Below are 16,529 nucleotides of genomic sequence, written 5' to 3'. Positions count from 1 at the left end.
CGTTACCCTCTGCTGATCCGACAGGAGCTATTGTATTTTTAGGCGCCTGATCCCCCCCTTTTTGGGTGCAATTTGCCTGCTCTATATGATCTGCTGCCGCTCTATTTTCCTTTGGCGCTTTTTCTTGTCCAAAAAGACCCCTGAATTCCATTTCGGGATAACGGTAAGAAAGATCCGGCTTACCGCCTTTTCTATTTAAACGAAGCCAGGGGTTTCCCGTTCTCCGGCGTCACTGTTTTCAATGCTACCAAACCATTTAAATAATTCTCAATATTGCTGTACCCGTTTTTTGTAATCGCCGGCGCATCAGACGCCTTACGCGGGTTCAACCCCATCTTTTTTTCAACGCTATCCGGTATGCCATCATTATCAGAATCCTTGTAAGGGGTTCCGTCATATGCAGGATACCCACCCACCTGGCTGATATCGGAAATGATCCCTTTTTTGTAAGAATCCGCGGGCAACCGGCGTTTCAGATACTTTGAAACCGGAGCGGGCTGCGCATCTTTGTTGTAAGTAATTTTTCCTGTGTGCACGTCTTCTATCACCCGCTGATCCACTGCATCCCGTACCGGCAGCGTGGCTCCTGCGTTTTTTAAAACATAGTCATATGCCTGCTTTGCCGTCAATACCGGAAATGCGGCTATCGGAAACGGCTGATCCACCCGGATCTGTTGCAGGTACTTTGCCAGGTCTTTTACATCTTCCAGCTGTACTCCCCCGGCCCAGTTATCCTTTGTTACTTTTTCGTTCCCCTCCACGATGTTGCCGCTTACATAGGCTTTTCCAAATATCAGGCTGTCTTTAAAGGCCCTGCCCGACTCCGGTTTCAAAATGCGATAACCGATCGGGCGGTCTTTTGGTGTAATGGGGCCTGGCTTATAATAGTTATTGATAAAGTTATACAGCGATCTATTGTCGCCGCCATCGGCACTGCGGTTCCACCAGTTAAAGATCACGTTGTTCACAAAGCCAAAATCACCGTCCATCCCTACTGAAGGATTCCTGGCGATGTTGTTGGCCCAGAGATTGCGCATAAAGGTGCTGTTGCGCCCGCCGATGGTGCTGCCAAAAGCATGGTTGTACGTATCCAGCGCTTCTGAAAAAATAGAATTCTGAATGGTCACGTTCACCGTTGGCAGCTTTTCTCCTTTGCCATCTGCTTTACGATCATACACATGCCGGTAGATACTCATGTTCTCGTCCAGCCCCCAGCTTGCGGAAACATGGTCAATGATGATATTGCCTACGGGGTTACCGCCCAGTCCGTCGTCCCGGCGGGTTACTTCTGTAGCCCCGCGCCTAAAACGCATAAAGCGGATGACCACATCATGAGTATCGATCAATACCGATTCACCGGCAATGCAAATCCCGTCACCCGGGGCGCTTTGTCCCATAATGGTGATATAAGGCGCACGGATACTTACCGGTCGTGTTAACCGGATGATACCGGCTACATTAAAAACGACGATCCGCGCACCGCCCTGCTCGCAAGCCCAGCGGAAACTGCCCGGGCCGTCATCATTCAAATTTGTGACCACAAATACTTTTCCGCCACGGCCACCCGGGGTATAAGCCCCACCGCCCTGGGCACCCGGAAAAGCCGGAAGTGTAGCCTTTACCAGATCGGTGGATTTGGAAGCCCAGGGTACAAAAGGTCTGCCTTGCTTTGCATCTGCTTCAACAGCCGGTAATGCTTTTTCCCAGGCGGCGTCTGATAATTTACGATAGCCGGCCATTACCGCATCCGCAGAATCCTCCATTGATTTGGGTATTACCGGATACTGAGCAGCAACCTGCTGCTGCGGAGCTAATAAACTTATAATGCCCAAAAGGCCTATCCACTTTTTCATGTAATATTCTTTTATGGTTCGTGAGGACAGGAATCATGTTTCGTCAGGCTGCCAATGCCAGATTTCTTAATGTATTGACAATGAATCATACTTTAGTCATGCCGAATAATGTCTTGCTGAACCTGTTTCAGCATCTATCCGGCATCTATGCAAGATTAAAGCAGATCCTGAAACAGGGATAGATCCCGAAACAAGTCCGGGATGACATCTTCAGGATGACCCAAAGCAGATTTGTCATTGCTTCATTGATTTTGCAACGCAAATTGAAAACTCAACATGACACTCGTCAGGCTCAACATAACATGTAACCCGACAAATGATGAACAGCATGTATTTTGTTTTTATCAAAAGATCTGATAATTGACCATCCCATCCGGCAATTCTTATTTCGCCGGCACCACATTTCTGATATTCACCACACTATTCAAATAATTCTCAATATTGCTGTACCCGTTCTTTGCGATGATCTGTGCATCGGATGCATTATTGGAGCTCAGCCCGGCTTTTCTTTCGTAATCATCCGGCATCCCGTCATTATCCGAATCCTTATAAGGTGTTCCCTTGTATTCAGGATACCCGCCTGTCTGACAGGGATCGGTAATGATTCCGATTTTATAAGAATCTATGGGCAGGCGCCGGTGCTCAAACTGTGTCTTGGGCAGCGGACAGGCCGGCACATTGTTGATCTTCCCGGTCTCTACCTGTTTTACGATCCGGGTATCTACGGCATCCCGTTGGGGTAAGGTGGCTCCGGCATTTGCGAGCACGTAGTTCTTAGCGGTCTGCGCATCAAGGATGGTCAGCGCCGGCATGATCAACGGTTTCGACTGACGGATATAATCCGTATAGGCGCCGGCATCTTTTTCTTCCTCTACCTGAACCCCTCCGTTCCAGTTGTCTTTAGTTACCTCCGGATAGCCTTCCATCACGTTCCCGTTCACATAAGCGCGGCCATAAACTTTATATTTTAATTTACTGCGGCCGCTTTCCGGCTTTAAGATCCGGTGGCCTACATTGCTATTCTTTGACGTAGCCGGTCCGGGTTTGAAATAGTTATTGATGATATTGAACTGCGCACGATAGTCGCCCCCGTCTATGGAACGATGCACCCAGTTGAATACCACGTTGTTCACAAAATTGAAGATCCCATTCCAGCCAACCGAAGGATTCCGGCCGGTATTGTTGGCCCAGAGGTTGCGCATGAAGCTGCAGTTCTCTCCTCCCAGTGTACTGCCGAATGCATGGTTCCAGGTATCCAGCGATTCGCCGAAGATCGAGTTCTGGATGGTGATGTTCACGGTTCCGAATTTGTCTTCGATCTTCCCGGTACTGTCGTTGTACATATGCCGGTACATACTCATATTCTCATCCAGTCCCCAGGTGGCGGATACGTGATCGATCATGATATTGCCGATCGGGTTCCCCCCAATGGCATCATCCCTTCTTCCCACCCAGGTTTCACCCCTGCGGAAGCGCATATAGCGGATGATCACATCATGGGTATTGATCCATACGGTTTCTCCCGCAATGCAGATACCATCACCGGGCGCCGTTTGTCCGGCAATGGTGATATAGGGTGCCCTTACAATAACCGGCGATTTCAGCCGGATAATGCCTGCTACGTTAAATACCACCACCCGGGCACCGCCCTGCTCACAGGCCCACCGAAAGCTGCCGGGTCCGTCATCGTTCAAATTGGTAACCACAATCACCCGGCCGCCGCGGCCACCTCTTACAAACTTTCCGCCGCCTTCAGCGCCGGGGAAGGCTGGGATATCCGCGTACGGCAATTCATCATACCGAGATGCCCAGGGAATATAAGGCCGTCCCTCGCGGGCCTCTTTCTGTATAATGGGATAGGCGATGGCCCACATCGAATCGGAATGCCGTTCTGCGGCATCCAGCAGAGCTTTTGACCGCTCCTGGTCTTCTTTAGGGATCTTAGGGTACTGTGCAGCAGCCGAAAAACATAAACCAATACAAAAAATCACGAATGGTACTTTTTTTAAAATCATCTTTTAAATTGTTCCTTTTTTTGTTATAAAATAAAGCAGTATCGGTTTATAAAATTTCCTGTTTTTATTGCCGGTAGTTAAATGTGCCGGGTGCACCGGAGTAATCATTCCAGCCGATGGTTTGCTGCAGCCAGGGATTGAGCGATAAAGCGGTATTATTCAAACCGGAAATATAATAATTCTGTCTGAATGATATAAACAAGGGGTTACCCGATCCGTCTTTATCCACCGGCTGATCGGTATTCACGATGGTAATATTGTCATCAAAAAATGTTTTCAACTGATCCAGCTGCGCAGTAAAATCGGCCGCATCCGGGTCAATTGAAATCGTGCCCCTTGCAGCTGTTAACGGGTCTGTATTGTTTCCTAATATTGTTTTATATTGCCACAGTCTTCCGGTACGGGCGGTTCCGTTAATGGGGGCAACGCCCAGTTTTTCGCAGGTATTATTTCCTGCTCCTGCATCATCATTATACAGCATCCACCGCTGCGCATCCCAGAAGCGTTTGCCTTCATAAGCCAGTTCCACACGGCGCTCGTACAGGCAAGCTTCTATAGCTGCGTATTTAGACGCCAATGTACCAATTCCATAATTATTGGACTCGGATATTCCTACACGTTTCCTGATCTTTCCAAGATATACCAGTGCATTGGAAACATCGCCTTTGGCCGCATAGCATTCGGCAATATTCAATAGCAATTCAGCATACCGGTATTCCATAATATCGGTTCCCGAATAAGCAAGACCATCAACAGTACTGGAACCGGAAGGATTGGTCATTTTACGTACGACCACCGGGCTGTTTACCTGGTTGCCATCACTATAGGCTTTCTTATCGCCGTTATACATCCAGCGGTATAACCAGATAACAGCCGGTACATCTGCTTCCTTAACCGGCCATTTCATACCCGAAAAAGCAAATGTGCGGTAAAAGCGGGGGTCCCGGTTCATAAAGAAATGCGCCGAATCGTATCCGTTAGCTATCGTTGGGCGCTTACCATCCGCCAGGGGAAACAGATCAACCATCTCCTTCGGTGCGGAAATACCGCCGCCGCCTGTTTGCTTTGACACACGTATGCTCCGCTCCCATCCGTTACTGATGATTCCTGATGAGGCCACTTCTTTTGACAGCAGCTGAACCATGATGGCCTCTTTATTGAAGGAATTATCATTTTTATACCACATTTCCGCCCAGTCTTTGGCGCTGCTTCCATATAAGCCATACCCTGCGGAGGTCAAAGCCGTTTCGGCAGCAAGACCTGCATCCAGGGCTTTTTGCCAGCGGTCGTTCCCGGGATTGTCCCAATCTGCATTAAATAAAGGGCTTGCATATGTTAGCAATACCCGGCTTTTCATGGCCAGGGCGGCTCCACTGGTAAACCGGCCGTAATCGCCCGAGCCCCAGGTTGGCGGCAGCAGTTCGGCAGCCAGATCAAAATCTGCTACGATTTGTGCTACCACTTCAGATGGTGTTGCCCGCGGATGCTGAATAGCAGGATCATCCGCACTTGCATTTTCCGCAGTGAGTACGATCGGTACACCGCCGTAGACACGCATCAGCTCAAAATACTGAAGCCCCCGCAGAAAATACATCTGCCCTCTCGCTTTCTTTTTAAATTCTTCGGATAATGCCTGCCCCTTTTCGTCTATCTTTTGCAATAGAAAATTAGCCGTCCGGATGCGGTTATAGGGATCATTGTTTGCATTTGCACCCAATGCCCTGCCATAATAGCCATCGGCCTGGTTGGCATTTTCCAGTGTTTTTTGCGAATTGATCAGATCCGTTACGGTACCGCCAATTTCCTCGGTAGATCTTGAGCGCGTATCGTTGTACGTGCCCACTAACGAAACAATCGGGGACCGGTACGCCGAAAAGCAATCATAATAAAGGCGATCAATATACCAACCGGTCAGCACTTCGTTGGCGAATATACTTTCGTCGTATTTATCAAAGCTCTTCATGTCTTCTAAAAATTCCTTTTTGCAACCTGTAACCAAAAAAGTCGCCATAATAAGGAAGCAGCATATTTTTATCTTTTTCATCTGTTTATTTTTAAATGGTCAGATTTCGGTAATATCTTAATTAAAAAGTAGCATTGATGCCTACTGACCAGGTGCGTAATGTTGGATAGGCAACCTGAGGATCGTCGTACATATTCCGATACTTATCAGGATATGGGTTATGAAAATCCCAAAGGTTAAATCCTGCCAGACTTATCCGGAGTGCATCCATTTTTACTTTTGCCGCAATATTTTTTGGAACAGAGTAGCCAACCACCAGACTGCGTACAAAGCTCCGGAAAGCAGAGATCTGCCAGAAATCGGATACGTATTGGTTTTGATCAACGTATGCCAGGTTCGGCCACCTTCCATCTGCATTATCTTCTTCACTGAACATATCGTTCAAATAGGATTCATGTGACCAGAAAAGCTGTGTAGAGCCCGTACCCTGTTTAATATAATCGATACGGTTAAATCCGCCCCATGAAGTGGCAATCTGGGTATTTAGACTGAACGACTTCCAGGATAATCCAATATTCGTGTTCAATCCAAAAGTTCTTCTTTTCCCTAACTGGGCAAAATCCTGGCCATCATCCGTGATCTGACCATTAGGACCCGCAATCGTTTCGCCATCGGCATCCAACTGGCCTCCCAGGTCCTGGTAAGCGAGCATTCCTTTTTTAAGACCATCTTTTGTATCAAAATCAAAATAAGCAGGCGTGGTACCTGCCGCTGTGGCACGGTCTGTCAGGTACTGCCAATAGGCATCAACATCCGCATCTGTACGTAAAAGACCATCACCACCTGCATTCCCCTTCCAGGTAACAAAACCATATTGAGGGCGAAGGGATGAATATCCTTCGCGGTTCTCATATTCTGAAGGGTAGTTGAATGCCACCGGAAGCCATTTAGTAATCCGATTGTCACTGGTACCAAAATTAACGCCGATACTGTAATCAAAATCCCCAGCTCTGTCTTTCCACGTTGCGCTAAACTCGGAGCCCCACGCTTTCTGTGCGCCAAAGTTTTGTTCTGCGAAACCACCGCCTACGGAGATGGGTACACCCACCTGGTTGGCCAGCGTCATTAACATATCGTAGTGATTGTCCCAGTACCTGTCGTAAGAAACCGATAACCGGTCGTTCAGGAAGGAAACATCGATACCGATATTCTTTTTAATGGTTTCATCCCAGGTCAAATTAGGATTGGGGGTGGCATCGGGGGTTAAGCCTGCCACTAAAAGCCCGCCGTTATTGGATCCGAAGCCAAGCCCCTTGTCGGCAGCATAGCCATAGGTCTGCATCCAGCGCCAGGGTTTTACATTGTCAATACCGGTTTTACCGATAGACGCCCGGATCTTTAAGAAGCTCACCCAGTCTACATTATCCCGGAACCAGTTTTCTTTTGAAATGACCCAGCCTGCAGAAACTCCCGGGAAAAAGCCCCAGTAATGACTGGGAGAAAACTTGGTAGACGCATCCGAACGGAACACAAACTGGAACAGATATTTATTATCGTAATCATAATTGACCCTTCCTAAATATGCCAGGCTACCGCCTTCTGTTTTGTACACATAAGTGTTAGAAGGGTTTAAAGTCCCTGCCGAAGGAGAAGAGCCATTGTAAGCACCCATAATGGGTTTATCATAAATAATGAATTTCTTTTCGTAATTCTGCTGTCCTTTTTCTACAGAAGCCATGGCAGATATACCGTGCTTGCCAAACCGGTTATCATAATTAACAAAGAAGTTGGATTGTTCTACTTTACCGATTTCATCGGAGTACCGTACGGTAGAGCGGTTATCATTATTGGCAACTTTCCATTCAGTTGAGTCTGTGTATAAATGGTATCCCATTGAATGGTTGTTCTGTGATGCTGCCAGTCTTAATCCCAGCATGGCCTGTTCATTATTCGATGTAGAATAACTTAAGCCATAAGATACTTTAAATGCCAACCCTTTAACAAAGGGAACATTATACTGCAACGAAAAGTTGGTATTAAATGCCTGGTCATCATCGGAAGTGAATGACCCGTTATTTAACAGTCCGAAATAGTTCCATCCCTTAATATTATTTTGTCCGGCCGGACTGCCCTGCGACCTGTGCGGCCCCAAAGCCGGAGAGATATATTCGGTTACCCCATCAACGGTATATTGCCAGGGTATATACTTGGGCATGTGTGCTAAAATAGCATAATCGGTTTGTTCGGAACCAGAGGTATAAGCACCGTCGTTAACACTTATTTTGGTAAATGATTTCTCCACTTTCGATTTATTCGCCGCAACGGTTGCCGAAAGTTTCAAATTGTTCACTACTTTCACATCCACGCCTGTTCTGAAAGACCATTTATTATAATCCTGGCTTCCAAGATTGGGTTTCTGTGTATAGTACCCGGCCCCCGCAAAATAGGTGGCCCTTTCAGATCCGCCGCTCACATTAATGGAATGCTGCATGGCCCCACCAGGTTTCCAGGCTTCTTTTAACCAGTCGTAATTCAGCGATTTCATGGCTGCCAATTCATTTTCATCAAAAAGAGCATCCTCATTACTGTTTGCAGCCCTAAAAAACCGGTTGGAAAAAATACCGTGCTCGTAGGCGCTCATCGTTTTTCCAAAGCTCACTGCATCATTAAATTCAAACTTTCCGGAATAGGATATTTTAGGAGCCCCGATCCTTCCTTTTTTTGTTTTTACGATAATCGCACCCTGAGTAGCCCTTGAACCATAAATGGCAGCTGCGGCATCGCGCAGCACAGTGATACTCTCTACTTCGGAAGGATCCAATACATTAAACTGATCCATGGTCGGCAGTCCGGTATTCGGATCCAGTTGTATCACATCATCTATAATGATGAGGGGCAGATCGCTGCTTCCGTCTTTACTGTATCCAAACGGCTGACGAATGCTGAATCTTGCATTGTCACCAGGCCGCTGACTGCCGCCTGTTACGTTCAGCCCGGGTATCTGTCCTTTCAGTGCTTCAGCAATGCTGCTAACGGGAAGATCGGCGATCTTTTCCATATCAGCCGTAGCTACGGAACCCGTAAGATTTTCCCGTTTCTGTGTACCATAACCGATCACGACCACTTCGTCCAGCTCGTTTTCGGCTTTCTTCAATATGATCGCCACCCTGTCACCCGCCTTCACCGTCTGCTCTCCATACTCATAACCTACATGCGAGTATTGAAGTACGGCGCCTTCAGCGGGAATATTCATGGTGAATTCACCTTTCATATTTGTAACGGCGGTCTGGCTTCCGCCTTTTACTTTAATGGTAACACCCGAAACCGGTGCACCCGAGGGATCCTCGGTAACGGTCCCCTCTATTGTTTTGGTTTGTGCGTTTGCGCCCAACCCCCAACATATGGCCAGGAACACGCAAATAATCCTTAAAACTGACTGATAAAGCATATGGCTTGTTTTTTTATTATTGTTTGGGTTGCTGTTTTTTGTTTTGATTCGCTTTCATACGTGCCTGCCAGGCTTTGCTTTCTTTGTTCATATCATAGCCGTGAGCGGAAAGATAATTGTTGATCCGGCCTTTATACTTGCCAAACCATGCGTGTTTTTTCTCTGAGGAGCCGGCATCCATGGCATGTTCCCTGGCCTCCGTGAGCGCATCCATAATATATTTCCGCTCTTCGGTCGTAAGCCGGGGGATCATCTCCAGGTATCCTTTATACGTGATTGGCAGCACGTTATAGGTCATCCCGTTTTTAATAGCCTCCACGTGCTCTTCAGAAAGCAGGCCCGACAGCTGCTGCAAATAGCGCTGGTGCAATGCCGTACGCTTCGCCGCTGCCATTGCTTCCTCCGCTGTTATTTTCCGGGTTGCTGCTTCTTTATCGGTTATCGCTTTCCGGATGCTCCGGACCGCAGCGTCCCGACTTGCATCCAGGTCGTGCAAAGCAATGTATTGCTGGGCTACAGCCTGTTTTACCTTATAAAATGTGGCTGAATCTTTTAAAGTAAGCCCTGCAGCAATTTTTCCTGCGCGGGATTCAGCCGTTTTATGATAGGCCAGGTCTTTACCGGCATTCTGCCCAAATACACCCGGCAGATTAAAAATTGTAAAAACAACAATTAATCCACTTTTCGTGAAAACCCTACTGTCTTTTTTTCTGAAAAAAAAATGCTTCATTACAATCGCTATTTGGCTGAAATCCTTATTCTTAAATCTGACATTAAAAGTAAAACGCCGGAAGGCTCTGTGCAATGTACGGTTTCACTAATAAAATGGAAAATATTCCTATTCTTCGCAATGGTTTGCGTAACGGAAAAAACGATGTATAAAGAACCTGCCTGCCGCTGGGGGCCGCGGTAAAAACAGCAGGCCGGCGTTAGCAGCCGGGGGAACATGATCTGTACCCATGCGAATCACTAATGGTGTTTCAATGACCGTTCGCTATCGCACCCGGATGCGGACCGATGCCGGTTTCAACCCCGGTGATGTTACCCGGATAACAGCATCACCTTTTTCCAGGCCTTTTATAATTGCCAGCCCCAGCCCGTTGAAGACCTTGCGCTGATCGGTTTGAAAGGGTTGCAGATCGGCCTGGTAGCCATTGTCCATGGCCACTACCCTTGCCACTGCAGAACCGGTAACGCGGACTCTATTATCCGCATCCGGAACCAGGTTTCCATCGTGGTCCAGGATCCGGATGGTTATAAATGCCCGGTCGTCCCTGCTGAGCTGCAGCCATTGATTTTCCACGCTTAGTTCGATGATTGCAGGGATCCCCGCAGTGTGCACTGTCTTTTCTAAAACGGTCTTTCCATTCTTACGGGACACCACTTTTAATGCACCGGGCTCAAAGGGTACGCGCCACAGCACGTGAAAGGCCGTATCACTCTTTTGCTGCTTTCCAAGGGAACGGCCGTTAAGAAACAATTCCGCTTCATCGGCCTGACTGTAATACACTTTTACATCCACCGTTTGCCCTTTCTTCCAGTTCCAGTGCGGGGCTATATGCAATACCGGCTTTTTTGTCCATTCGCTCTGGTACATATAGTACACGTCTTTTGGGAACCCGGCCAGGTCAACGATGCCATAATAGGCGCTCCTTGCAGGATAAGGATAGGGCACGGGCTCGCCCAGGAAATCAAACCCGGACCATACAAATAGACCGGATAAATAATCATGCTTTTTAATGATGCGCCAGGTCTGCTCATGTGTAGATCCCCAATAAGCGGCCACATTATCGTAAGCGGAAACCGTATAATCCGGATTGCCGTTCTCTACAAATTTGAATTTGGAGCTGGAAGGCCAAAGGCGCAGTGAATCGGCGGGTCCGTCGTAATGCCCGCGGGTAGCCAGCCCGGATACATTCTCCGTTGCAATGAATTTTTCACCGGGATAATTTTTGGGAAAGTCTTCATAGGCTTCGATATGATAGTTCAGCCCGATCACATCCAGCACCCCGGACTGGTAAATAAAATTTTTATCGGGGCGGTTCTCACTCAGCGCACAGGTAACGGGCCGGGTCGTATCCAGTGCTTTTACAATGCCTACCAGTTCCCTGGCCCATGTGATACCGGTGGAATCGAATTGCTCTCTTATTTCATTGCCGATGCTCCACATAAACACGCTCGGGTGGTTCCGGTCGCGTTTTACCATATGCTCCAGGTCGCGCCGGTGCCATGCGGGGAAGTCGCTGTAATAATCATATTTATTTTTCTTCTTTGCCCACATATCAAAGGATTCGTCCATTACCAGGAATCCCATTTCATCGCAGAGGTCCAGGAATTTCGGGTCCGGTGGGTTATGGGCCGTGCGGATGGCGTTTACGCCCATCTCCTTCATGATGCGTAATTGCCGGCGGGCCGCCGAGCGGTTAAAGGCCGCACCCAATGCCCCCAGATCATGGTGCATACAAACCCCTTTTATTTTTAACGGCCGGCCGTTCAGCGAGAAACCTTTCTGCGCGTCAAATGCAAAATAGCGCACGCCAAAAGTGGTCGCCCACTGATCGGTCTGCTCTGTCCCGTCGAAAATTTTAAATACCGCCTTATACAGCTGTGGTGTTGTTACCGACCACAATGCCGGATCTTCCAGCCTGGTTCTAAAGCGGAAGCGGCCTGCCGGTGTTTCCGGTGTACCACGGATCACGGCGACCTGACGGCCGGAAGGATCCAACAAAGTACAGGTGGCCCTTACTCCGGATCTGCCGGTGGCCTCATTCAATACATCTGATGTGGCATTGAACCAGATCTGCCCGCCGTCATCCCTGGTTGCAGTTACAAAAGTGCCCCATTGCGCAAAGGCTATCTTTTGGGTGATCACCAGCCTTGTATCCCGGTAAATACCGGACCCGGTGTACCATCTTGAATTGGGTTGCCGGCTGTTATCAACTCTTACTGCAAGGGTATTCTTTTGTTTTCCCGGTTTAATATAAGGTGTCAGATCATAACTAAAGGAGGTATAGCCATAGGGCCACTTGCCCAGGTAATGCCCGTTGATCCACACTTCTGCATCGCGGTAAACACCATCAAATTCGATCCGGACATTGTTTGCAGATGTTCCGTTTTCCAGGGTAAAGGTTTTGCGGTACCACCCGGTTCCTCCGGGCAAAGCGCCCCCTGCATTACCTGCGGGATATGAGGTATCAAAGCGTCCTTCAATACTCCAGTCATGCGGAAGATCCAGCAGCCGCCAGGAGGCGTCGTTGAGTGTTTTTTCTTTCCAGGAGGCCGCATCGCCCAAACGGAAACGCCATCCTTTGTTAAAGTCGATCACCCTGCGAGGGCTTTGCTGGGCCGCCGCCCCTGCAATCAATAACAAACAAATACTTAATGGTAATAGATATTTCATTCTGTTTGAATAAATCGGTTGGGTTTACCGGCCAGGTTTTAAAAACCCGACGGGCCGGTAAAATGGACAGCGCTCTTTCCCTTGTCTGCTGATGTGGCCACCGCAATACCCCGCTGGTCCTTATCATTTACCGCGCAGTAAAAATGATACACCACTCCTTTATATTTTACCACACAGGGCTTGTGCGCATATTTCTGATCAAAGGGTTCCGAGGAGTGGATCAGGTCGGCCCCTTTCCAATCCGTCCAGTGCACCAGGTCGTACGAGCACGCAAAGCGGTTAAAGGTTTCGTTCTTCCTGTTTTCCCAGAACGCGCCAAAATAAAACATGACCCACAGGTTTCCCATTTTCTGCAGCACCCCATCCCCGGTAATGCCGATCCGGTGGTGCACCACGGGATCCACCTCATAGCGTTTCCAGTGTACCATATCGTTTGACACGGCCATTCCAATGCGCTCAAACCAGCGCCATTTAGGCGTATTGTTGCTGGTATCGCCATTGGCATTGTAATACATCACAAAGGGATAACCCAGGGTTTTCTTTTTATCCCATATCACCGAGCTCTTATACAGCTTTTTATTTTCCCACCAGCGCACATCCGGGTCCGTGGCCTTTAACACCGGCCGATCCATAGTGTGCCATTCGTGCGGACGGGTAACAGCGCCCGGGGTCCAGGCCATTCCAATCGAGAGCAAGCCGGCTTCATATCCCGGCGTATGCCCGCCGATATAGCTCATCCAATACTTTCCGTTATACTTTTCCACCGCGTAGCTTCCCCCCCAGGCAGGATCGATCAGCGATACATACCCGGCTTTCTGGTAGCCATCCCATTGCAGCGAATCCTTTGTTTTGGACAGTATCTTTCCAAGGGGCTTCCAGTGCAGCAGGTCCGTGCTCTGCGCCAGCCAGGTATCATAGCCATCGCCATCGAACTCAATATACGACAGATACCATTTCCCGTTTTTCCGGAACACGGTAGGGCAATCCAGCTTTTTTGACGGACTGCCGGGAGCCAGTACCAACCCGTACTTGTAGGGTGTTTTTACGGCTGCATATACTCTTTCCATCACCGCCTGCGGCACGTTCTTTTTTTGTGCCTCCGCAGTATTGCCCAACAGAAGAAATCCGATCAATAAAAAAACAGTTCTCATTATTTTTTCTTTGCTGTAAAGCTGTAGCTGCCCGATCCTGTTTTTACAGGCGCTTTATCATAACCCGGCGGAAAGTAAATGGTAGCTGTGGTATTGGCCGGGATCACCACATTGACCGTAAACCGGTCACCTTCTTTTTGCCAATCCACTTTTATCAAACCGCGTACGGAATGATAGCTTGCTGCTGCATTGCTGATCGTTCCCACGGGATGGGGTTTGATCTCTATATCTTTAAATCCTACGGAGCCTTCCGCCTGCCGGATGCCGCAAAGGCCGGAGTAGAACCACTCCATCAGGTGTCCCAGCATAAAGTGATTGTTGGACACAGAAGGCAATGCCGCCCAGGATTCTGTAAGTGCGGTAGCCCCGTGCGCCAGCTGGTAACCATAACCCGGCACATCACTGCGGTTGTTCATATCATAGATCACATCGCTGTAGCCGGCGTCTTCCAGGGCCCGCAATACATAGCGGTACCCCACATCACCACCCGTAAGCGCGTTGTTCCGGCCGCGGATATCCTTTACCAGGTTTTGCACTACCGCCTCCCGGTATTCCGGCTCCACCAGGTTCATGTATAAGGCCATCGCGTTGGCCGCCTGGCTGCCGGTGGCATATTGTCTGGTCTGTCTGTTAAAGAATTTGTCATTAAAGGAGCGTCTTACTTCCGCGGCCCAGTTCTCAAAAAGGGGCATATCTGCTTTTATGCCAAGCAATGCCGCCACTTTTGCAAGAATGGTCAGATCATAATAATAAGTAGCCGTTGCGGTAACGCCCATCGGCGTGAGCTGCGAAACACCGGGATGTTCGGGACCGATATCATACCAGTCGCTCAACCCGAATTCAAGAATATGATTCTTTGACTTTGCTTTCAGATAGGATACATATTTTTTCATCATCGGGTAGGCTTCCTTCAGCAATGCGGTATCGCCATACCATTGAAACGCGTACCAGGTAAAGATCACACCTGCACTTCCCCATTCGGGGGAATCTCGGAACCCCCCATCGAACTGCACATACTCGGGCGCAATATCCGGTATCAGCCCGTCTTCCGTTTGCGCGTTGATCATATCGCGTACCACTTTTTTGCAAAGTGCTGCAATGTCATAATTGTACTGCACCGAGCTGCCCATGAGGTGGGTTTCCTCCAGCCAGCCCAGCTTTTCGCGATGCGGACAATCGGTGAACACGCTTACCATATTGCTGCGGATGGCCCAGCGGATCAGTTCGTTTGTCTGGTTAAACAATCTGTTGGAGCTGCTGAAGGTTCCGATCTCCGGTGCACTGTTGCGGATATGCAACCCTTTCAGGTCCCGGATCACCGGCAAACCGGAAGAGGAGCCCTCCGGTACGGCACCTTCTACCTGTACATACCGGAAACCATAATACGTAAAGCGGGGCTGCCATTCTTCCACGCCATTCCCTTTCAATATGTAGGTATACACATGCGGCGATCCGGTAGCTCTTTGGTTGGCAGCGCCATCCTTTGTGACCAGTTCTGCTGGCCGCAGCCGGATGGTATCTCCTTTTTTTCCCGAAACCTTTATTGCGGGGATCCCGGAAAAATTCTGACCCAGGTCGTACACCCAGGTGCCCCGGGTCAATTCTTTTTTTGAAACCGGCCGGAATGTTTGCAGCACGCGCACCGGCTCTGCCGGTTGGGCCTGTAATTGTGGCGGTCCGTTAGTGACTACTGCAGGCGTCCAGCCGGCATCGTTAAAATGCGGCCCGTCCCACCCGGCTTTTTCCCGGTTCGCATCATAGTCTTCCCCGCCATAAATACTGGAAAAATAAATGGGGGATTCGGCTGTTTTCCAGCTGTTGTCCGACACCACCGTTTCTGAGGAACCGTCTTTATATTCGATCATTATTTTTGCGATCATCTTCGGGAAACCATAGGCACCCGTCAGCTTCCGGTAGCGCTCACCGGGTATATAATAAAAGCCGTTTCCCAGCATCACGCCTATTGCATTTACGCCATTTTGCAGCTGGGGGGTAATATCAAAGGTCACATACTGTGCCTGTTTCGCATATTGCGTCCATCCCGGATCCAGAAAATGATCGCCTGTTTTCCTGCCGTTCACATGCATTTCAAAATGTCCGAGTCCGCTGATAAAAACAGTGGCTTGTTTTATGGGCCTGGTAATCTTAAACGTTTTGCGCAGTAAGGGCAGCACATCCGGACGTTTACCCCATTCCTTCTTTCCGCCGCCGTGTGCATACGGAACGATCCGGTCTGCCTCCGGCAATACATCCCGCGCGATCCATTGCGCACCGGACCAGTCGGCAGCATTCGGCAACCCCATCTGCCAGTGCGCCGGCTCGCTAAAAGAAGAGGGGCGCCCGCTTGCGTCCCAGGTCATCACCTTCCAGTAATATTTTTTACCGGATGCCAGCTGTTTTCCGGAATACCGGATCTGGATGGAGGCATCGGAAAGTACTTTTCGCGAATCCCAGATATTACCGGACCCTTTTTTCAGCAGGCCGGGATCATCGGCCACCAGGATGCGGTAAGCAGACTGCCGCGCATTTTTCTGATCGCTGACAAACTCCCAACTCAACCTCGGGTTCGGGTCGTCCACCCCCAACGGGTTCTGCAGGTATTCGCAACGCAGGTGCACTGCTTTTAGCTGGGCATTGCCCGACAGACCGATAAGAAAAAGTGCACTGAGAATAAACCAATTTTTCATACGCAAATCATT

General features: G+C 49.0%; 8 protein-coding genes. All 8 read right to left on the bottom strand.

From position 1 onward, the window contains the following. Positions 1–191: 191 nt before the first annotated feature. A complete protein-coding gene (locus B160_RS0125935; protein ID WP_018630887.1) occupies positions 192–1,853 on the bottom strand; it encodes a pectate lyase family protein in 1,662 nt (553 codons plus the stop codon). Between the two features lie 383 nt (positions 1,854–2,236). Continuing rightward, positions 2,237–3,868, bottom strand: a complete 1,632-nt coding sequence (locus B160_RS0125925) for a pectate lyase family protein (protein WP_018630886.1) — start codon at positions 3,866–3,868, stop codon at positions 2,237–2,239. A 64-nt stretch (positions 3,869–3,932) separates the two neighbouring features. Further along, positions 3,933–5,912: a RagB/SusD family nutrient uptake outer membrane protein gene (locus B160_RS0125920; protein ID WP_018630885.1), complete on the bottom strand. Its 1,980-nt coding sequence runs from the start codon at positions 5,910–5,912 to the stop codon at positions 3,933–3,935. Positions 5,913–5,952: 40 nt separating this feature from the next. Then, the gene (locus B160_RS0125915) at positions 5,953–9,279 is read right to left on the bottom strand and encodes a SusC/RagA family TonB-linked outer membrane protein (RefSeq protein WP_018630884.1); all 3,327 of its coding nucleotides are present in this window, start codon (positions 9,277–9,279) and stop codon (positions 5,953–5,955) included. Positions 9,280–9,295: 16 nt separating this feature from the next. Beyond that, positions 9,296–10,009, bottom strand: coding sequence for a DUF3826 domain-containing protein (locus tag B160_RS0125910; protein WP_018630883.1), 714 nt, complete (start codon positions 10,007–10,009; stop codon positions 9,296–9,298). Positions 10,010–10,273: 264 nt separating this feature from the next. Then, positions 10,274–12,679, bottom strand: a complete 2,406-nt coding sequence (locus tag B160_RS0125900; RefSeq protein WP_026310036.1) for a glycoside hydrolase family 2 TIM barrel-domain containing protein — start codon at positions 12,677–12,679, stop codon at positions 10,274–10,276. Between the two features lie 38 nt (positions 12,680–12,717). Then, the gene (locus tag B160_RS0125895) at positions 12,718–13,830 is read right to left on the bottom strand and encodes a glycoside hydrolase family protein (RefSeq protein ID WP_018630879.1); all 1,113 of its coding nucleotides are present in this window, start codon (positions 13,828–13,830) and stop codon (positions 12,718–12,720) included. Further along, positions 13,830–16,517, bottom strand: a complete 2,688-nt coding sequence (locus tag B160_RS0125890) for an alpha-L-rhamnosidase (RefSeq protein WP_018630877.1) — start codon at positions 16,515–16,517, stop codon at positions 13,830–13,832. The genes B160_RS0125895 and B160_RS0125890 overlap by 1 nt, the downstream gene beginning before the upstream one ends. Between the last annotated feature and the right edge of the window lie 12 nt (positions 16,518–16,529).

The organism is Niabella aurantiaca DSM 17617 (genome assembly GCF_000374125.1).
GTDB classification, from domain to species: Bacteria; Bacteroidota; Bacteroidia; order Chitinophagales; family Chitinophagaceae; genus Niabella; species Niabella aurantiaca.
The sequence above is the reverse complement of the archived record's forward strand: the minus strand, read 5'-3'. Positions and strand labels throughout refer to the sequence as shown.

Coding starts and splice junctions, on each gene's coding strand:
- B160_RS0125935 (WP_018630887.1), bottom strand. CDS start 1,853: ATGAAAAAGTGGATAGGCCTTTTGGGCATTATAAGTTTATTAGCTCCG.
- B160_RS0125925 (WP_018630886.1), bottom strand. CDS start 3,868: ATGATTTTAAAAAAAGTACCATTCGTGATTTTTTGTATTGGTTTATGT.
- B160_RS0125920 (WP_018630885.1), bottom strand. CDS start 5,912: ATGAAAAAGATAAAAATATGCTGCTTCCTTATTATGGCGACTTTTTTG.
- B160_RS0125915 (WP_018630884.1), bottom strand. CDS start 9,279: ATGCTTTATCAGTCAGTTTTAAGGATTATTTGCGTGTTCCTGGCCATA.
- B160_RS0125910 (WP_018630883.1), bottom strand. CDS start 10,009: ATGAAGCATTTTTTTTTCAGAAAAAAAGACAGTAGGGTTTTCACGAAA.
- B160_RS0125900 (WP_026310036.1), bottom strand. CDS start 12,679: ATGAAATATCTATTACCATTAAGTATTTGTTTGTTATTGATTGCAGGG.
- B160_RS0125895 (WP_018630879.1), bottom strand. CDS start 13,830: ATGAGAACTGTTTTTTTATTGATCGGATTTCTTCTGTTGGGCAATACT.
- B160_RS0125890 (WP_018630877.1), bottom strand. CDS start 16,517: ATGAAAAATTGGTTTATTCTCAGTGCACTTTTTCTTATCGGTCTGTCG.